Here is a 20,152-nt window from a genome sequence, read left to right as displayed (position 1 = left end):
ACTCTCCTCCTTTTTTAACCTCTTGCTACTGGACATGTAAGACATGTAGGTCCCCCCGTTCCTAAATAAGAAATTTCATTTCCTTCATATTCATAGACAGTTGCGCCAGCTGCAAGTAATTGTTCCTTTGTTGACGGATTCCCTGAAACCATCACGCAGACTCTTGGTGCGAGCGCAAGAACATTACAGCCCAGGCGGTGATACTCTTCATCAGGTACCTCTATTAATTGAAAACCTCGCTTAACTAGCAGCTGCCGAAGGAATACCGGCATAAGTCTTGAATAAACCACTGCCAGATTCTCATCTACGATACTAATGATTGACATAAGATGAAGACATTCTTCTTCCCCCTGGTCATGCGGTAATTGAACAACAATACACTCTTCAACCATCTCCTTTGTCATTTCCTTGATTTGTCGGATGGCTTCATCATTCGTACGATAACCGCGTCCAATCAATAAAGTCTGATCATCGAGCCAGACGAGGTCTCCACCATCAGCTACCGCCTCGCCTGTTAGTTCACCAACTATAGGAATCTTCTGTTCTAGTAAAAATTGTTTATAAGCCTCTGCCTCTGGCTGACGTAATTTTTTACCAGATTTTAAAATAATGGCTCCATTTTTCGTGAATTTTACAGGGTCATGGGCGTAAAGCGAATCTAATCCAACTGTCCCTGAAGCAGGTAAAAATTCAATTTCAGCCACATGTTCTCGAATAATCGCATGAAACTGTTCAAATTCATTTTGTGCTTTTATGTAGTCCGGTTCATTGATGTAATTAAACTTTTCCCATTCATTTCTTAGGTGCTCTTGACTGATAAAAGCGTCCTTTGGATGTTTTAAAATTACCTTGTTAAGATTTTTATGCATAGAAGATAACAAGTTTTTTAACCTCCTTTTTCCGCATAGTGGAAAACTTTTTCTTTTAATGGAAACTTATAATATGATATTATTAAAATTAGAAATACTTGTCAATGAATTTTGAATTTACTGAAAAATAAATTATTCCTTTCTTTACCTAGTTCATAAACATAATGATTGGGGTTGAATAAAGTGCAGACAATTGACCGAGCTATGCAAGTAATTAAAGTCCTAGCGCAAAGCGATACTAAAAATTGGTTCTCGATTACAGATTTATCAAAGGAGTGTGACTTGCCTGTAAGCACTATGCATCGTCTTCTACAATCCATGATCAAACATGGATTAATTCAGCAGGATCCGAATCTTAAACTCTATTCAATGGGGTATTCCTGGCTGGAATATGGCTTACAAATGTATGATACCTTTGATTTTGTCGGGCTGATCCGCCCTGAAATGGAGTCTTTAATGCATGAAGTGGAGGAGAGTGTTTATTTCAGTAAGCCTATTGGCTTGGAAGCTTTAGTGGTCGAAAGAATTGATTGTCCGCATAATCCAATCCGGATTTATGACCAGTTGGGAATTAGAATCCCAATGAATATCGGGGCTGCCAATAAAGTCATGCTGGCCCATATGAATAGGGATGATGCTTTAAAAATCATAAGTGAGTTAGTACCGAAAGAAGAAATGGATTGGTTTTTACAACAGCTAAACACCATTCAGCAAAAAGGTTTTGGAGAAAGTCACGGAGAAAGGACCATAGGCACCTCCTCTGTAGCAGCTCCCATATTCAATCACTCCAATGAATTAATAGGAGCATTAAGTATTGGTTACGTTGACATCAACCAAACAGATGAAAAAAAACAGTTATTAATTGAAAAAGTTATCCATTACGGCTTGCGTATATCAGCAAAACTAGGCAATAAACTTTATATCCACACGAAACATAAATAAAGCCCAAGTGAAAATCATCACTTGGATTGAATCTTTTAAGTATAAGTCAAGTAATTGGCAGGTGAACTTAACACTAATATTTTTAATTCGCAGCTGACTTGTCAAAGCACCCAATGAGCGGGTGCCTTTTTTTCTATGGTTCAATTTTTCCAGTTTCTTTGTTATCCACACTTGCGAATTCCGTTCCATATTTGCCTGAAGACCCAGCTTGGTGTCGAGACGCTTCCGCTTGATTAGCAAGTATTTCAGCCTCTGATGAACGACTTTTCTTTTTGTTATCTGCCATTTACAATCACCTCCAGAATATTAATGTAACCAATCATTTCATAGTTTATCTTAGTATAAAAATCACACTTAGTTCACCTATATAGTTAAATCTAATTCTCCCTTTTAAAAAGCAAAAAAGAGAGAGCACGAGCTCCCTCAAATGGCTTTGTTTTGTTGCAAATCGACAGGTATGACGGCATCTTTTAGCTCTATTTCGAGCTCCTCTTTATAAAGAGCTGTCTGTTTCTTATTCCAATTAAATTTTTCCTCCATAAATAACAGTACCTCATCCTTCCAAGTACGGACCCAGTTGATATTGAAAAATAGGGCACCTGTACGGCGAATGAAGAAATCCGCAGGTGTAGCTGCCATTTCATGCTCAATGGAGTACATTAGTTGCGAATAAACGATTTTCGTTAATTTTGTGTTTTCTAACACATTGAATGTTGTTGCGTAATGGAAAATTTCATTCACATTTGAACCGTACATTTGAACAAGACGGCGTCCTTCTTCCTTGGTGAATCCTGCCTCCATTACTTCTTGTTCTTTAAGGGAACTATATTCGTGAAACCCTTTAGAACCTCCGACTTTGCCGCCTGAAATTGGATATGTTTTTGTTTTTGATTCTTTAAAAAATTGCCCATCTTCCCCAAGGCGTTTTGCAATTAGGTCCACGACTGACTCTGCCATCTTCCGGTATCCGGTCAATTTGCCTCCCGCAATTGTAATGAGTCCGCTTTCTCCTTCCCATATTTCATCTTTACGTGATATCTCTGAAGGGTCCTTTCCTTCTTCGTATATTAATGGACGGACGCCTGCCCAGCTCGATTCTATGTCTTTGTGTGTAACCTTTACCTTGGGAAACATAAAATGCATGGCATTCAATATATATTCACGGTCTTCCTCAAGCATATTGGGACGAGTCGCGTTCTCACCATAAAATGTATCTGTCGTTCCTACATAGGTTTTGCCGTCACGGGGTATTGCGAACACCATCCGTCCATCTGGAGTGTCAAAATATACGGCTTGGCGCAGCGGGAAGACAGCCTGATCGATAACAATATGTACACCTTTTGTCAAACGGAGCTGTTTGTTATTCCTTGAGTAATCCTTTTTACGAATATGATCAACCCAGGGACCACCCGCATTTACCACTTTTTTCGTTGTGATGTTTACTGCCTTGTTTGTAAGCATATCCTTCGCCTTGACCCCGATTATCACTTCATTGTGATAAATAAACTCCTCAGCTTTTACATAGTTTATTAAATTTGCTCCATTTTCGTAGGCAGCCTTTATGACTTCAATGGTTAATCGGGCATCATCTGTACGGTATTCAACATAATAGCCACCACCCTTGAGCCCTTCTTTTTTTATAAGCGGTTCTTTCGAAATGGTTTCATCCCGTGAAAGCATGCGTCTCTTTTCAGACTTTTTCACGCCAGCTAAATAATCGTAAAGGCGTAAACCGATAGATGTACTCAAAGGACCGAATGTCCCGCCTTTATGGAGGGGAAGAAGCATCCATTCAGGTTTGGTAACATGTGGGCCATTTTCGTAGACAATTGCCCGTTCTTTACCTACTTCTGCAACTAAGCCAACTTGAAATTGCTTTAAGTATCGTAATCCTCCATGAACTAGCTTGGTTGAACGGCTTGACGTACCTGCCGCAAAGTCCTGCATGTCAATGAGAGCAACCTTCATTCCTCGGAGGGAGGCATCCAAAGCGATTCCTGCTCCCGTAATGCCGCCGCCAATAATAAGCAGGTCATACTGTTCTTTCGATATGATGTTAAGCTGATCTTCTCTTTTTAATGCTGAAAATGTCATTTATGGTTCCTCCTATGTGAATCATCAAATTAGCAATCTATAAAAAAAGAGACCAAACGTGCATTATAGCAAATGCTATAACTGGCGTTTTGGTCTCTCCAAATATCGAACCGTCAGATATTAATTTACTATAATTATAACTTATAATTATCGTGAAAAGATAAAAATTCAGTATTTTAAAAATACAGTCAAAGTGCAACTATACTCTGCTAAAATGCTCACAAATTTTCTTCTTGGAAGTAGTAATGGACTCCGCTCTCCTGTTTTTTTCACTAATAAGTAAATTATATCTTAGTTATCCCTACCGTTCAGCTTTATTAAATCTTGATAATTAGCAGTTTCTACAATGATCAAGCCTCTCATAGATTGGATGCCTTGAGATGACTATGCTTTTTAATATCCACCATATTATTCGATACCTCAATGACTCCCTCAATCCTTTGAACTCCAATAAGGACATCATCTAATCCTTTTCTTGTTTTCACCTTTATTTTTATACAAACTTGATAATCTGAGTCTTTTAAGATAGATGTATTTATTTTTAATATATTGATATTGTGTCCTCCTAAAAATGATGTAATTTTTCCAAGCACACCTGGTTTATCCTCCATAAGGAGATCTAAATCCCATCTCGATCTTCTTATAAGCCGCTCCTCAACACGCGGGATAATGGTTAATACCAGAAGTACGAGTGTTGTAGTTGCAATGGCCATGAAATAATTTCCGGAACCAACTGCCAATCCAATTCCCATTGCTACCCAAAGGGAAGCCGAAGTAGTTAGCCCCGTCACGACTAAATTCGGTCTAACCAATATTGCACCTGCTGCCAAAAAACCGATACCATTTATGACTTGTGCAGCTAAACGTGATGGGTCATAACGGACGTTTGGATGGTTTATCCAATCCAAAAAACCATAAATAGACAAGAGCATCAACAAACAACTTCCCAATGATACCAACAGATGTGTTTTTACCCCTGCTGTTTTATTTGAGTACTCTCTTTCCCAGCCAATCATGCATCCAAGAAGGGCAGATAACCCCAGACGCTTCACGAACAAGAGATCATTCGGGTTAAAATAGTAATCTATAAAGTCCATTTTACTTCACCTTATTTCATTTTATCGGGCTCATCTTATGTGTCTGTACCATTACTTTAACAAATTTATTTATTCATGTTTGTTACTGTTTCCATATATCTATCAGGGAAATTCGTACAGATATAAATATCCTTCGAAATCCCGATAACCTTTTCCATCGTTGCAGCATCATTTACTGTCCAGGTAACTATGTCAATATCATCCTTTTTTAACCTTTCCACTAATTCATAAGTCAAGAAATTCACGTTAATTGAAAGAATAGTAGCTCCGCACTCTAACAATTGTTCACGTAACAATACAGGATTTCCCTCGATAATTAAACCTGTCCTAATTTCCGTTTCTATGTTTTTAATATTTTTTATGACTTCATGGTCAAACGAGGTCAAACAAACTTTTTTTTCCAAATCGTATTTCTTAACCAAATCAATAATAGTGTGTTCATACCCTTTGTATTCGCCGCCAGCTGTTTTTAATTCGATATTTATAAAACAGTCTTTGTTCCTCAAAAATGTTAAAACCTCCTCCAAACTTGGTATTCTCTCTCCGGCATAATGATTTGAAAACCAACTTCCAGCATCCAATTCCCTTAATTCATGGAACGTTTTATCCTTCACAAACCCGAAACCATTCGTCGTCCGTTCTAACGAAAAGTCGTGAATTATCACTGGAATTTCGTCTTTGGATAGTTGGACATCCAATTCAATTGACGTAACAAAATCTAATTCCAAAGCCTTTTCAAAAGCGATTAAGGTATTTTCTGGTGCTACCCCCGAAAAACCCCTGTGAGCCATACACAATGGCATAAAAACCCCTCCATTTTTATAAATGCAAAAGCAGTGCTATTTCATAACGAAATTCACTGCTTTCTTTATTGCTTTTTTATTTTTTCAATCCAAAGCTAGTGCTCATTTAGGCCTTTACTTTATGCCCACCACATCTCAGTTAATTGCTCTTTAAACAGGATGCTCTTTAGAGCCAACATCGCTTTACTTAGACCCTCATCGATAGAAGCAAGCTTATCTTCATGTTCAATGGAGAGAACATAATCATATCCTACAGTGCGAAGGGCACTGACCATATCCTTCCATATTTTCTCATCATGCCCGTATCCTACTGAACGGAATGACCATGAGCGATCCAGGATATTGCCATAATGTTTCGTATCTAAAACACCGTTTATTCTAATGTTTGCCTGATCCATATAAGTGTCTTTTGCATGGAAGTGGAAGATGGCTTTTTCACGGCCAAGAGTTTTAATCGCTTCAACCGGGTCAATTCCCTGCCAAAACAAGTGGCTTGGGTCAAAGTTTGCTCCAATGTTTTCACCTGCATAATCTCTTAATTTGAGCAAAGTTTCCGGATTGTAGACCACGAAACCGGGATGCATTTCAAGAGCAATTTGGTTTATTCCATGCAGCTTGGCGAATTTCGCCTCCTCTTTCCAATAAGGAATGACCACCTCGTTCCATTGCCAGTTAAGAACATCTGCATACTCCCTCGGCCATGAACATGTAACCCAATTAGGATTCTTGGCTCCCTCATAATCACCTGGACAGCCGGAAAAGCCATTTACAACAGGGACACTCAAACGTTCCGCCAACAAAACTGTTTTTCTCCATACATCGTGAGATTCTTTAGCAAACTTTTTATCAGGGTGCAAGGGATTTCCATGACAACTTAATCCGCTTATCATTAATCCCCGGCTTTCGATTGCTCGTAGGAAAGACCTAATTTTTTCAGGAGATGAGAGCAATTCATCCGGGTTACAGTGTTTATTGCCGGGATAATTCCCCGTTCCCAATTCCACTGCCTCCACGCCCATCTCCGCCAATTTATCCAGCATCACTTCAAAAGACAGATTCTGATATAGAACCGTAAATACTCCCAGTTTCATGCATATACCTCCCTTGTAGTCTGAACCTTCACCCATTTTTGCTGCTCATTACTCTCCAAGATAGCGTTTGTGATACACATGGAATTATGGCCGTCTTTAAATGTCGCAAAATTTGGCTTGTCTGATTTCAGGCTCTTGCCATCGCGAACAAAAGAGTAGAAATTCAGCATCATATTCTTAAGTGCGTCTGGCCAGCCCTCATTGTGTCCGCCAGGATGATGAATTTGTGACCTTGCTTCTTTGGTAAACAGGGAAGGATCCGCCAATAGGGTTTCATTCGCTCGATCTCTATGACCAATCCATAATTTTTCTGGCTCCTCCTGATTCCAGAAAACTGAGCATTGACTACCATTGATTTCAAAACTTAATCTATTTTTCCGGCCAGCGCTAACTTGGGAGACGGTAAAGACTCCTCTTCCACCATCTTCAAACCTGACAAGAACGGATGCATAATCTTCTGTATGGATTGGAATTTCTTCATATTCTTGTTCATCCGGAGTTTGTGTACTAAAAGTAGCAATCGTATTTTTGGCTTTCTTTCTGACAGGAACCACCGTTGCCAAATCGGCGAAAACTTCCACTATCCGCTTTCCGGTTACGTATTGGACCGTATCGCACCAATGGGAACCAATGTCGGCAATTGCCCGGGATTTACCGCCCACTTCTGGGGTAAGACGCCAGTTAAAGTCTGTTTCATACAATAACCAATCCTGCAGATAGCTGCCATGTACAAGGTTCACCTGTCCAATGTCCCCGTTTGCAATTTTTGCTTGCAAGTTTTTGACAGCGGCATGTTGTCTATAATTAAAATTCACTCCATGGACAACACCATGTTTCTCGGCCAAATCCAACAATTCCGCCGACTCTTGAATATTCATCGCCAACGGCTTTTCAGAAATGACATGCTTGCCTGCCAAAATAATTTCTTTATTTATCATAAAATGAAGGTGATTTGGCGTACAATTGTGTACAACCTGGATCTCACTGTCTTTCAGCATTTCACGATAATCGCCAAACGCTTTTGGTATGTTTAACTCGGCTGCTTTTTTTTTCGCCATTTCGATACTGGTTTCTGCCAAACCAATTACTTCTACAAAACCAAGTCTTCTAATAGCCTCAATATGGGTAGGTCCAATAAACCCAGTTCCGATAATTCCAACCTTTATTTTCTCCATTTTGTATCTCTCCCATCGAGCAGTAATTATCCTTTCACGGAACCTGCCGTAATCCCTTCTATCAATTTTCTTTGGAAAATCATCTAAACAACAATAATTAGTACAATCGATATACTTACGCCTGCGGCGATTAAGGATTGGTCATCAGTATATGCACCATAGTAATTCATCAAACCGAGCGGCAAAGTTCGGTAAGCGTCATCGTAAACAAACAATAACGGCAACAAGAAATCATTCTAGGCCCACTTAAACTCAAAAACAAATAACGAGGTGATCGCCGGTACCATCAAAGAAAGGTATACACGGAAAAAAGTTTGAAACTCGTTACAGCTTTCAGTTTTTGCAGAGTCCATTAGCTCGTCAGGAAGGTCTTTAAAGAATGCCCGTATCATAAATATGGCGAAAGGCACCGACAGACCGAAATTCGGAATAATCATCGACCAAAAGGTATTGATAAGCCCCATACCTTGGATGTTGTAACATAAGGCAATAATCATCGCCTGAATCGGCACCATTACCAAGTAAAAAAATAAAAGAGTGCATTTTTGCCGGGAAATTTCAACTTCCCGAAAGCATAATCTGCAAGAGATGCCAAAATTAAGATTACGATCCCCCTTAAGCTTGGGCTATTTTTTGTGTGTTTTTTAAGAATGTAATAGACTCCAGCAATGACTTTTGCGCTTCCCCACTTAAACCACATTCATAAGACAAAAACCCTTTATATTGGATGTTATTCAAAAGAGCAAGAGGTTCGGCAAAATCTGTGTGGCCTTTTCCCGGTTCCAGCCTGTTACTGTCTGCCAAATGGTAATAACCTATATAAGGATGATACAAAGATATTGCCTCTTCTATTTTTGATTCCTCAATGGACATGTGAAAAAAGTCTGCCATTACTTTTATCTTGTCACTGCCGACTTCCTTCGCGAGTGAAACAGCTTGGGAAACGGTGTTTAACATATGATCTTCGTACCGGTTCAAGGGTTCTAGGAAAAAATTAACATTAAATTTTTCAGCATCCTCTGCAATTCTTGTTAAGGAATCCAGCAAGGCTTTTCGATCCCCTTCCGCACCTCTCGGAGGATGAAAAGGCGGCAATTTTCTTGAAAACATCCCATAAGCTGCTGGGGCAATTATGCCTTGCGCACCAATCTCAGCGGTATATTGCAATGATGATTTGATGCCTTGGACGGCTTCGAGTCGATTCGTTTCAACAAAATCCCCAATCCAATGGTTATAACCTCCACAAACTGCACTTGCCTGAATTCCTGTTGCATGTGAAGCATGAAGAATTGAACGCGAAGTCTCTTTGGTTAATGGTCCTTCAAAATGGGTAATTTCCACTCCATCAAAGCCAAGGCTTAGAGCCACCTCAAAAATCTCCTGATAATTTTTTAATCCGGTTAACTTATCCTGCAAGGCAAATTTCACTATTTTTCCTCCTGTTCATTAAAACTTAACTCCCAGCTTTACGCTTTGATCTGGAAACAAATCTACATTTCTTTCATATCCTGACGCAGATTCTTCAAAAGGAACCACCGGATCTACGATGCCTTCACAATTAAGCATTCCTTCCGACAACATTTTCCAGCAAGTTTCTTCAATACGTCTCCAGCTCCAACGGGGGTAATCCGGATTGGGCTCACTACATGCTCTGGAGAATACAATTTTGGCATTATTAAAATGGGCTTCTCTGCCAAGATCTAAACCACCTTTAAAAGGACGAGCCCAGCCAACATATGCGATTGTACCTCCGTATGCCAATCCTCTTAACGACTGCTGAAGGGCAAATTCATTCGCACTTGTTTCGATGACAACATCGACACCTAATTTATTGGTTGCTTTCTTTAATTCCAAGCCTACATCCTGATTGAGGGGATCGAAGGCTTCATCTGCACCAGTATGTAATGCAACTTGACGGCGTTTTTCAATCGGGTCAACAACTGCAACATAGCTAGCTCCTGCTAATTTGGCCATTTGTGCTGCCAACTGTCCAATAGCACCCAAACCTATAATTGCGACCCGATCTCCTGCCCTAACATGGGCATCTCTGATTCCTCCCAATGCAAACTGGGCGGGATCAAAACATACAGCACTTTTCCAGGACATCTCTTCTGGCATTTTTAATAGGTAAAAGTTATTAACTGCGTTAACTATATGAGTTTCTCTAATCCCGCCATATCCGCAAACCCTGTCCCCAACCTTGTAATCGACAACCTCTGAGCCTAATTCAGTGATGATGCCTACCCATTGGTTTCCTAGATTCCAATTTCCGAAATTAACGCCCTTTATATCGGTCTCGGGACGTGGTAAAAAGGTGTGCCAAGATTCATCATAATACTCATCCATGTGTGGACTTTCTCCTCTAAAACCCGCCAGCTCCGAACCATGTTTCGGTGAAGCGAACTTTACCTGAACCCTCACTTCATTTGCTTTTATTGTGCGATCCTCACATTCCAAGATAGCTGCCTTATGCGGTGCCACCGCGACTAATTGTTTTATCATATTGATCCTCCTCAAATAGAGATTTTTTCTTTTTACTTACTATAGAAAAGGGGGTACCCCTATTGTTTAACAACCGAAATATTGCTGTTCCATTTTGTATTCATATTTCTATATTGGGTAGGTGATATGCCCACATAATTCTTAAATAATCTAGTAAACCCCGGGACTACTGTAAAACCAACCTCATATGCGATTTCAGTTACTGTCATCTCGGTCGACCTTAATAATTTTTTGGCACGGTCAATTTTTAGTTCCCGCTGTATTTGAATAGGAGATTTGCCAAACAATTCTTTAAAGCGATTACTTATATAGGTTGGGTGCAGATGAAACTGATTAGATAATTCTTTTAATGAAACTTCCTTTTCGGGATTTTTTACAATTTGGGTTAGCATAGAAATGAATCCCTTCGATTGATCCTGTTCAAAGACTTTTTCCTGAGATCTCATAATGTTTTCGAGCAGCAAGTATAGAATTTCATAGGATTTCGCTTTTTTTAAGATGGTTTTAATTAAAAAATCTTGAGAATCTGTAATTTCCACAAAATCTACAAAAACCCGTTCAAATATTTCAGGGTTTTGTAGTTTAAATGTGATCGGGAGGTTAAATATTTTCATTACATCTAAAGCACTGCCAATTTCGTAAGTGAAATGGCACCATAAAAATATGGTTTCATCTTTTGTTTCTTTGTAATGGTCATGCTCAATATGGGGAGGAATGATGACGACAGTCCCAGGTGCTAAAGGATATACTTCATCCCTAATTCTTAGCTTTGCTTCCCCTTTCTTTATATATGACATGACATAACTGGGAAGGGTACGGTTAAAAGTTTGCATTTCATTTCTTTCATGAATATTAAATTCCACTATTGAGAGTTCTGCACTTTGCAAAAGATAATCCATTATTGGATGCAATGATCATTCCCCCTTAAATTCATCCGTTACAACCTTTAAAAATGCTTGTTTCACTTTTTATGTCTCTATGAAAAGGTTTACATTATTCATTATATGGACTTTTCAAAAATATTAACAGACTTGTAATAAAGTGATATTTAACCGTTTTACAGGTGGTAAAATACGGAAAATTATACCATGTGTTATTAGTATTTTAGGGGTTAAGAAGGATACCACAGAAAAAAAGAGAAAAAAGCACTCGCTGCGATATCGCATCAAATGCTTTGAATAAACTACACCATGCTTATAAATTGGATATACCAAATTTCTTCCTGTTATTTTATATTTTTTCCGAATATCGGATTATTCCCTTCATTACATTCATCTTACGATAATCATTCATTATGGTCGGTATATCTTCCAACCTGAAATAGTGACTTAACAAAGGTTTAATTTGTATCTTACCCTGTTGAACTAACGATATCGCATGGTCATGTGTATGTGGATTAATAAAAGATCCTTTTATGTTTAACTCTTTTGAAAAAATATCAAATGGACTTATTCAATTTTCATATCTGGTGCTGCTACACCAAACAATAAAATATTGCCGCCTTTTTTCGCCATTTTTACAGCCTGTTCCATACTTTCTTTTCTACCCACACATTCAATAACGATATCAAAGCCTATTAAATGTTGAGAGAGTTCTTCCGGGGTGATTACTTCATCACCGCCTAATTGGATGGCAAGTTCATGTTTCGTTATATCAGGTTCACTTACTACAATTGGAAATGCTCCATACATTTTTGCCATTTGCAACATCATTAATCCGATATATCCGCCCCCTACTATTAACACAGAGGCACCTGGCCATATTTTTATTTGAGAAAACCCATGCAATACACAACCAAGCGGTTCAATCATGGCCCCTTCTTCAAATGAAATCCCATCCGGTATTATATAACAATTACTAGAAGGAACAGCACAGTACTCTCCCATTCCTCCATCTCTAGTAACTCCAATTGCTTGGAGATTTTCACAAAGATGTTGACGATTCCCTCGACAATACTCACATTCACCACAATATATATTCGGGTCTATCGAGACACGGTCACCTAAATTAAACTTAGTTACCTTTTCGCCGAGTCTTACAATTTCACCAGATAATTCGTGACCTAACACGATCGGAAATTCTACCTGTGCAGACCCAGGTTGCCCATGATATATATGCTGATCAGTACCACAAATACCACAGGCTTTAACATTTATGATTACTTCATTTTCTAATGGAGATGGAATGGAAAGTTCCTTAATTTTCATCTCCATTTTTTTCGTTAATACGGCTGCCCTCATTGTCTATTTACCCCAATAGTATGATTAAGAGCATGAAACATAGTCCGTTCTGCGAGCGTAGATATTTTAATGACACGGTCCATGCCCACTAGAGTTGTAATGGTATCATTTAAAGGAGAAATCCATTGCTTAGGTAATTTAGAAGCTCCATTCATTACTCCAAGGATAGAACCCACTGTAGCACCATTACAATCCGTATCCCACCCTGCCATAACTGCTATTGTTATACCTTTATGGAAGTCGCCTTTACTATATAGTAAGGCCATCGTTACTATTGCAGCATTATTTATTGTGTGTACTGCATTGTAGTCCCCATAGTATTCCTGAATTTTTTGGAAGCATTCTTCCCAGTTTTCAAATTGGTGGGACCACTGAATAACTTGGTTAATCATTTTGGCTAAACGTGATGAAGGAGGGATAAACGATAACCCCTGATTAATGATTTCCCCTACATTGCTCCTGACAAAAGCTTCAGAAATCATGGCCGATACCCATAATTCACCATACAGTCCATTACTGGTGTGTGATAGCTTCGCATCGCGGTATGCCATTTCAGCCGCTGCTTGGGGATTTCCTGGATTTACCCATCCCCAAAGATCAGCCCTTATTTGTGCACCTATCCATTCTCTATATGGATTACGATAATTAGCGGTATCAGGGGGTATTTTTCCCAATATAAAATTTCTATAGGCAACACGTTCAGCTGTATAAACTAGTCTATACGGCATTGTTAGCAGCCACATTTGAGCAACATCTTCTGTGGTAAAAGCGGAACCATGTTTATCAAGTACTTGAAGATTTAAGATAGGATAATCCATATCATCATCACGAGGAGTTCCGTCTACTCGATTTTTTACAGCGGTTTCAGAATCTTCCTTAAATTTATAGCCCTCAGGCATTGGTTCTAGGGCAGGAATATAATCGTTAAGAGGAAAGGAATTCGTTAGCTTAAGATAGGAACAAACTTTTTCATAAGGCCAAAGTTCAACTGGTTTTCCAAGTGTACACCCCGTACTACGTCCTAACCATCCTCCATAAATTTTATCAAACAGTTCTTCCTTAGATAAGTCTATTAGAGGATCTATAAAGACTCCTGAAGAAGGGGGCAGTATATGTCTTAATTCCTCAGGATGATTTTCTAATTCTTCTTGATTGGTCAATTGTAGAAGCTGTTCATAAATTGGTACCAGTTCTTTTTCATCCTCTTTGTTATATACTAATTCTTTTTCAAGGATTGCGAAGAAGACTTCTCTTTTGCTGCACCCTTTAGAAAAAAGCCATTCATCAAATTGCTTTCTTAAGTTACCAACTTCACAACCTTCTTCTAGCTTTTGTTGCAACTCATAATCTATAATTACCGGTAATAATGAATACGTAGGAATCAGTCCCTTCTGTTTTTATAAGTTTTTTATTCAAATTTAATGAAAATCTATTTAATCATAAACATAACCAACATAAAATGATTATGTAACTATTGTTAAACTCGTGTCATTAAAACTTCACGCCACCTTCTTGCAACCCGGCAACGAACTTTCTCGTCATAAAGAGGAATAAAAGAATCATTGGAATAACACTTATTACTCCTCCAGCTGCCATAAGTGCCCAGTTTGTACTATATTTGCTTCCAAAGCTTAAATACTGAGCTGATACCGTTCTAACTTCCTCTATTTGTAATAAAGCATTTGCCAAAAAGAATTCATTCCAAGTTCCAAGTGTAGAGAAGATCATCACGATTATAAAAGCGGGTTTACTGAGCGGTACAATGATTTTAAAGAAAGCTTGCAATGAATTGCACCCATCCACTTTTGCGGACTCTACCAACTCTTTTGGAATCCCAATCATATAAGCCCGAAGTAAAAATACATTAAAGGCAAAACCCCCGCCAACATAAGGGATAATGACACCCATATAAGTATTTATTAGCCCAAATTTCACAGCCATAAAGAACAAAGGGATAAACCCAACAGGCAAACTCATAGAAATAAACAAATAGCCCATAAGCCAATTAGAACCAGGAGTTTGCAAATGGGAAAGACCGTATGCTGCTAATCCTGAAAGAATCGCAACTAAAATAACGGTTGTTCCCGTAATAATGATTGTGTTAATGTAAGCCACACTATAATTTCCTTGAATCCATGCATTGCTATAGTTTTCGAATGTCCAAACTGATGGCAGCCCCATTGGGTTTGTAATAATTTCGGACTTTGTTTTAAAGGAATTAATAAGAAGCAGGTACATCGGAAATAGAGAATATATGCTCACTAAAATTAAAGGAATATGGCGCCAATTAATTTTTGGTATTGACATTTATACATCCCATCCCTTCTTTTTTCTAATATATGCAAATGCAATAATGATAAAGATTGCAATAAAAGTCTGGAACAAGGCAACAGCTGAAGCATATCCAGCCCGTCTGCCGCTAGTACTTAATGAGTAGTAATAAGTAGATAATGTTTCCGTAGAATGAGCTGGTCCGCCGGACGTCATTACGTAAACCATTTCAAATGCTCCAAAAGATCCTAAAATGGTTAATAGAGTAATAACTGTTAATGTCGGGCGCAATTGTGGGAGAAAAACATGCCTCAAAATTTGGAAACGATTCGCTCCCTCTATTTTCGCAGCCTCTTCTAAAGATTTATCCGTTTGAGTCATTGCGGCTAATAACCAAATGACATTCGTACCAAAACCTTTCCACATATCAGCAAATAAGACTGAAAATAATGCAATGGCAGGAATTGTTAGACCTGGCACTTCTATAAATCCTAAACCTGCTTTATCCAAATAAAAATTAACACCGCTGAACGGATTATAAATCCAAAACCAAATTTGACCTGCTACTGTTACGGTAATAATGGAAGTAGAGAAATAAGTTGCTTGATAAAATGTTTGTCCTTTATTTACTTTTCTCAACAAATACGCAATTAAAAATGAAAAGATAAGGGGAATGGTGATCCAGAAAAGAGTCCATTTTATATTATTAAAAAATGCTGTAAAAACGACACTGTCTTGGAAAGCTTCAATAAAGTTTGCTATTCCTATAAACTTTGGGGTATTCAGTCCGTTCCATTCTGTAAATGGCAAATATAATGACATGACGGCAGGAATGGTCACAGCTAAAATATGAAACAAAAGACCCGGCAAAATAAAAAACCATCCCACCCAATTTCGTTTCCTAGTGTGTTTCTTGTGTACCTTGGAATCTAGAATGACAGAACTGGAAGTCTTTAAATTCGTATTCATCGTTTGCATAAGCTGTACTCCTTTCAGAAAGTGGAATGATTAACGCAAGAACTTGTAATCTAGAAAACTATTAAATATTTAGAGAAAGAAGGAGAAATGTTTCATTCTCCTTCTTTCAACCGTTATTAGTAGTTACCTAGATCAAAAAGAGTTTTTTCAACAATATCCTTCTCTTTTAGTTCTTGTAACTTTTCCAGCCATTTTTCAGGAGTTGTTTTCTTAAGGTATACGTTTGGAAATTCCTGTATAGCATTTACTACACGCGGAGAACCATAAGACCAACTTACGTAACCCGTCTCTCCCTTAGAGGCAGCTTCACTAATTAAATTAAGTGCTTCAGCTACATTAGGTTTTAAGTCCATATTACTGAAATCTGCATTTATAGGCTCCGGAATCCCATTCTTAGCCATTTCCTCTACAACATCCTCATGAAAGAAATAACTCAATAGTTCTGCCACTTGATCTTTGTGTTTGGATTTCGCATTAATTACTAAACCGCCTCCGACTCCAAGAGGAATAACAGGCTTTCCATTAGGATCCCAGCTGGGGAAAGGAGCATATCCGATATCAAAGCCCGTTTGAAGGTCAGATGCGAGAGACCATGTACCGTCTAATTTCATGGCAGCCTTTCCCTGTGCAAATAACTGCATGCTATCTTCTTGAGAAATAGCATGGGATTTTTTATCGCTAAGATATCCATTATTCCAAAAATCAGAATAACGCTGAACAGCCTCTATCATTTCAGGGTCTGTCCACTTTTTATCTCCGGAAAACAGTTGTTTCGTACCGTCCTGACCTAATGTACTATTCACTATGCTAGATATCCACCAGTTATCACAACTCGCACAATCAGCCGTTCCCCATGCTAGAGGAATCAAGTCCTTCTTTTTTAATTCCTTGATTAGACTTTCCAATTCGCTGTAATTTTGAGGAACCTCCCAGTTGTTTTCCTTAAACAATGTTTTGTTATAGACTAGAACCAGACCTTCGTAGTTCCATGGGATTCCAATTGTTTTTCCCTCAAAGGCATATGCATTCTTAGCCCATTGGAACATCTCTTTATCGTATTGATATTTTTCATAATATTTATCTAACGGCTCCACATATCCCTGCTTAAAACTCTCTTTTGCGACAAAAGGGTCCATTAGGAGTAGATCAGATCCCTCACCGGCAGCTAAGGCCGTTTCAACTTCCTTTATGGTTACTTGTTTAATCTTATATTCAGGGTGATCTTTTTGATATAAATCATACATAGTTTGTAAAGCTGAACTTTCCTCCCCCCAGATGGCAGCATCAGGAACTGTAATGACGTTCTTGGATTCTCCTGAGGACTTCGAGCTGCAACCTGAGATAACCAAAACTACTAATAATAAAACTGGAAGAATTCCTTTCCTTGCATTCCTAAAACTCTTCATCATACAGCCTCCTTTTTATCTAATAACACATGAAATAATCGACCAGAGTTCGATAAAAATTTTCATTTTTGTTTCAATGTGAATATCAAACTTTATTAAGTTTAAATTGGTGCTTTGTATAAAACACCTAGTATTAATTAATTCCCATTACACCTCCATCACCTGTATAAAAGTTAATTGATTCAATCAAACTACCAATTAAAGCGTTTACATCGTAATTATATTTGATTATTTTTTAAATTTATACATCCTGATTACATATGTATTTAACAGTTTTACAGGTTAAAGCCCAATAATTAGAAATTACTTTCTACATTATCCTTAGTGTTTTGTTAAAAATAAATATAATTAAGTATTTTATCTAATAGATACTACTCTAGGAAAATGTTCAAAGGCACCCTCCTTTGTGGAAGGTGCCATAATTATTTTAGCTATGTTTGTATTCGCTTTCATATCAGACTTAATTAAATCTTTATCGAATAATTACTCTTTATTTCCATCGGTAACCCGACGTAATTTTCCGCTAGACTTGCCGCAGCTGCCTGTGAGGAAGTCACATAATCTAACTCAGCCAATTGGATATTATATTCAAACGGGCTATGCTCAACGTTCCGATGCAGCATAGTAGTCATCCAGTAAGAAAATCTTTGCGCTTTCCAAATACGGCGGAGACAAATTTCTGCATAACGAGTAAGAATATCATCCTCACCCGAATGATAATATTCGCCCAAGCCCCTTGCCAATACTTGAATGTCGGCTGCTGCTAAGTTTAAACCTTTCGCACCTGTTGGGGGGACAATATGGGCAGCGTCACCCGCAAGGAATAGATTCCCATAGCGCATCGTTTCACATACGAAACTGCGCATGGAAACAATATTCTTTTGAATAATCGGTCCATCCAGCATGCTCCAGCCATCCATATCAACACGTGCATGAAGTTCAGACCAAATACGATCATCTGACCAATCAGCTATATCATTCTTTGGGTCCACTTGAATATAGTGCCGCTGGATTTCAGGCGACCTTGTGCTTATTAACGCAAAACCTCTTTCATGGTTGGAATAAATTAATTCAGGATTAACAGTTGGTGTTTTTGCAAGAATTCCTAACCAGCCATAAGGATATATTTTTTGTTTTTCAACCCGGAGGTTTGTTGGAATTGCCTGCCGGCTCGGTCCATGAAACCCATCACAGCCCGCAATAAAATCACAGTTTAGTTCTTCTGCATCTGTTCCATTTTCAGGAAGGAACCGGATTTTAGGTGTTGATGTTTCTATTTGATGAAGGCTGACATCCTTAACATTAAAATAAATCTTTGCACCTGCTTCCAGACGTGCTGCGACTAAATCTTTAATCACCTCATGCTGAGCATAAACGGTAATCTTTTTCCCTCCGGTTAGTTCATGCATATCAATCCGATGTCTTTTCCCATTGAATTGCAATTCAATTCCATGGTGAAAATGCCCTTCCTTCATCATTCGGTCACCGACACCAGTTGCATTCAATAAATCGACCGTTCCCTGTTCAAGGACACCTGCACGAATGGTTCCTTCAATTTCTTCCCTCGAGCGCGATTCTAGAATGATAGAATCAATTCCTTGTAAATGCAATAAATGTGACAGCAAAAGTCCAGCAGGACCTGCTCCGATAATTCCTACTTGTGTACGCATATGATCCCTCCTATCCAGAGTTATTTAGCAAATTCTGTTTCTTCAATAGTTTCAGAGATTGCAGCTGCTTTTTTTCCAAATGTAATGACGGCGTTCCAGCTTCCGGATGATTGACCATCAGCCAAAAAAGCAGGCTCCCAGCCTTCCTCTATCATACTGAACAACATTGCAAGGTGACGTCCCCCTGACTCGACTCTGGCAAACCTCGTATATTCAGGCAGCATTTCATAAGCTGCTTGATAGTTTTTATTCATCATAAATTCTATAAACTGTTTATCCATTGCATGTTCAGTAACGGTTGGCTTATTATGTCTGCCACGGACTAAATTATGAGAAAGTGCACCACTGGAAACAAATACAACCTTTTTGTCAGTCTCTCTTAATACTTTGGCAATGGTTTGCCCCCATTTATATGTTTCTTCTAAACTAGCGGCCAAGGTAACAGATAAATTGATGACCGGGATATCTTCATTCGGAACCAAATAGCGTAAAGGAACCACAGTTCCATAATCCCAAAGATAATAGGGATCATTTACACCTTGCACCTGCAGGCCCGCTTCTTCTCCTGCTTTTACTAATTGATTAGCCAAATCTTCATCACCAGGATAATGGTAAGCAACATCCTTAATTAAATCGGGTGCTTCAAATGCGGTAAGGATTCCTTTATGAATAGGTGTGCAATCAACATAATGGAAGAAAGTAGACGGCCAATGACAGGAAACCAATACAATTACATCTGGATTCATCTCCTTCAGCTGTTTTCCAATTTCCTTCATCGAAGCAGCCATATCCCTTTGGAATTCAGGTACTAGATCCTCATGACACATACTCGGAACGTGAGGAGCTAACATACTAAATTCAATCGTCATCATAAAACCCCCTAAAATATTTTTCATTCAAAGAAAGCTTTATTACTAGTTTCTGGTCGTCACTATAAGAGCTCTATAGTTACCGAAATTCTTTTTCGAGCTTTATCTCGGTCACTATAAGAGCTCTATAGTTACCCAAATTCTT

Annotated in this window: 20 protein-coding genes; 1 reads left to right on the top strand and 19 read right to left on the bottom strand. The window is 38.5% G+C overall.

All coding sequences use genetic code 11. The annotated features are described in order from the left end of the window. Nucleotides 1–14 precede the first annotated feature (14 nt). A complete protein-coding gene (locus QNH29_RS11075) occupies nt 15–869 on the bottom strand; it encodes a dimethylarginine dimethylaminohydrolase family protein (protein ID WP_283865600.1) in 855 nt (284 codons plus the stop codon). 183 nt (nt 870–1,052) lie between these two features. Between QNH29_RS11075 and QNH29_RS11070 the strand changes: the two genes are divergently transcribed. Beyond that, nucleotides 1,053–1,811: an IclR family transcriptional regulator gene (locus QNH29_RS11070; protein WP_283864824.1), complete on the top strand. Its 759-nt coding sequence runs from the start codon at nt 1,053–1,055 to the stop codon at nt 1,809–1,811. Between the two features lie 133 nt (nt 1,812–1,944). On the opposite strand, the gene QNH29_RS11065 is transcribed toward QNH29_RS11070, so the two are convergent. The 18 genes from QNH29_RS11065 to QNH29_RS10980 form a co-directional block, all read right to left on the bottom strand. Then, entirely contained in the window at nt 1,945–2,097 is a 153-nt protein-coding gene (locus QNH29_RS11065) for a hypothetical protein (RefSeq protein ID WP_283864823.1), read from the bottom strand. 137 nt (nt 2,098–2,234) lie between these two features. Continuing rightward, nucleotides 2,235–3,905, bottom strand: coding sequence for a glycerol-3-phosphate dehydrogenase/oxidase (locus QNH29_RS11060; RefSeq protein ID WP_283864822.1), 1,671 nt, complete (start codon nt 3,903–3,905; stop codon nt 2,235–2,237). Nucleotides 3,906–4,264: 359 nt separating this feature from the next. Then, a complete protein-coding gene (locus tag QNH29_RS11055; protein WP_283864821.1) occupies nt 4,265–5,002 on the bottom strand; it encodes an MgtC/SapB family protein in 738 nt (245 codons plus the stop codon). Between the two features lie 65 nt (nt 5,003–5,067). Continuing rightward, the gene (locus tag QNH29_RS11050; protein WP_283864820.1) at nt 5,068–5,805 is read right to left on the bottom strand and encodes a glycerophosphodiester phosphodiesterase; all 738 of its coding nucleotides are present in this window, start codon (nt 5,803–5,805) and stop codon (nt 5,068–5,070) included. Nucleotides 5,806–5,924: 119 nt separating this feature from the next. Further along, nucleotides 5,925–6,896: a sugar phosphate isomerase/epimerase family protein gene (locus QNH29_RS11045; protein WP_283864819.1), complete on the bottom strand. Its 972-nt coding sequence runs from the start codon at nt 6,894–6,896 to the stop codon at nt 5,925–5,927. Next, a complete protein-coding gene (locus QNH29_RS11040; protein WP_283864818.1) occupies nt 6,893–8,071 on the bottom strand; it encodes a Gfo/Idh/MocA family protein in 1,179 nt (392 codons plus the stop codon). The genes QNH29_RS11045 and QNH29_RS11040 overlap by 4 nt, the downstream gene beginning before the upstream one ends. An 83-nt stretch (nt 8,072–8,154) precedes the next feature. Then, a complete protein-coding gene (locus tag QNH29_RS11035) occupies nt 8,155–8,295 on the bottom strand; it encodes a hypothetical protein (protein ID WP_283864817.1) in 141 nt (46 codons plus the stop codon). A 12-nt stretch (nt 8,296–8,307) separates the two neighbouring features. Further along, the gene (locus tag QNH29_RS11030) at nt 8,308–8,628 is read right to left on the bottom strand and encodes an ABC transporter permease subunit (protein ID WP_349654908.1); all 321 of its coding nucleotides are present in this window, start codon (nt 8,626–8,628) and stop codon (nt 8,308–8,310) included. 58 nt (nt 8,629–8,686) lie between these two features. Further along, on the bottom strand, nt 8,687–9,499 hold the full coding sequence (locus QNH29_RS11025) for a sugar phosphate isomerase/epimerase family protein (RefSeq protein WP_283864815.1): 813 nt from the start codon (nt 9,497–9,499) through the stop codon (nt 8,687–8,689). Nucleotides 9,500–9,517: 18 nt separating this feature from the next. Further along, nucleotides 9,518–10,570, bottom strand: coding sequence for a zinc-dependent alcohol dehydrogenase (locus QNH29_RS11020; RefSeq protein WP_283865599.1), 1,053 nt, complete (start codon nt 10,568–10,570; stop codon nt 9,518–9,520). A 62-nt stretch (nt 10,571–10,632) separates the two neighbouring features. Continuing rightward, nucleotides 10,633–11,484, bottom strand: a complete 852-nt coding sequence (locus tag QNH29_RS11015) for a helix-turn-helix domain-containing protein (protein WP_283864814.1) — start codon at nt 11,482–11,484, stop codon at nt 10,633–10,635. 537 nt (nt 11,485–12,021) lie between these two features. Continuing rightward, nucleotides 12,022–12,813: a zinc-dependent alcohol dehydrogenase family protein gene (locus tag QNH29_RS11010; RefSeq protein WP_283864813.1), complete on the bottom strand. Its 792-nt coding sequence runs from the start codon at nt 12,811–12,813 to the stop codon at nt 12,022–12,024. Further along, nucleotides 12,810–14,153: an ADP-ribosylglycohydrolase family protein gene (locus QNH29_RS11005; protein ID WP_283864812.1), complete on the bottom strand. Its 1,344-nt coding sequence runs from the start codon at nt 14,151–14,153 to the stop codon at nt 12,810–12,812. Before QNH29_RS11005 ends, QNH29_RS11010 begins: the two co-directional genes overlap by 4 nt. 151 nt (nt 14,154–14,304) lie before the next feature. Continuing rightward, nucleotides 14,305–15,120 (bottom strand): carbohydrate ABC transporter permease, encoded by an 816-nt coding sequence (locus QNH29_RS11000; protein ID WP_283864811.1) that lies wholly within the window; start codon nt 15,118–15,120, stop codon nt 14,305–14,307. After that, nucleotides 15,121–16,062: a carbohydrate ABC transporter permease gene (locus tag QNH29_RS10995; protein WP_283864810.1), complete on the bottom strand. Its 942-nt coding sequence runs from the start codon at nt 16,060–16,062 to the stop codon at nt 15,121–15,123. A gap of 116 nt (nt 16,063–16,178) precedes the next feature. Then, the gene (locus tag QNH29_RS10990) at nt 16,179–17,471 is read right to left on the bottom strand and encodes an ABC transporter substrate-binding protein (RefSeq protein WP_283864809.1); all 1,293 of its coding nucleotides are present in this window, start codon (nt 17,469–17,471) and stop codon (nt 16,179–16,181) included. 461 nt (nt 17,472–17,932) lie between these two features. Beyond that, nucleotides 17,933–19,138: a 4-hydroxybenzoate 3-monooxygenase gene (gene pobA / locus QNH29_RS10985; protein WP_283864808.1), complete on the bottom strand. Its 1,206-nt coding sequence runs from the start codon at nt 19,136–19,138 to the stop codon at nt 17,933–17,935. 20 nt (nt 19,139–19,158) lie between these two features. Next, nucleotides 19,159–20,007, bottom strand: coding sequence for a DODA-type extradiol aromatic ring-opening family dioxygenase (locus tag QNH29_RS10980; RefSeq protein WP_283865598.1), 849 nt, complete (start codon nt 20,005–20,007; stop codon nt 19,159–19,161). Nucleotides 20,008–20,152: the final 145 nt, after the last annotated feature.

Source organism: Neobacillus sp. DY30 (assembly GCF_030123065.1).
Classification (GTDB): Bacteria; Bacillota; Bacilli; order Bacillales; family Cytobacillaceae; genus Neobacillus.
The sequence above is the reverse complement of the archived record's forward strand: the minus strand, read 5'-3'. Positions and strand labels throughout refer to the sequence as shown.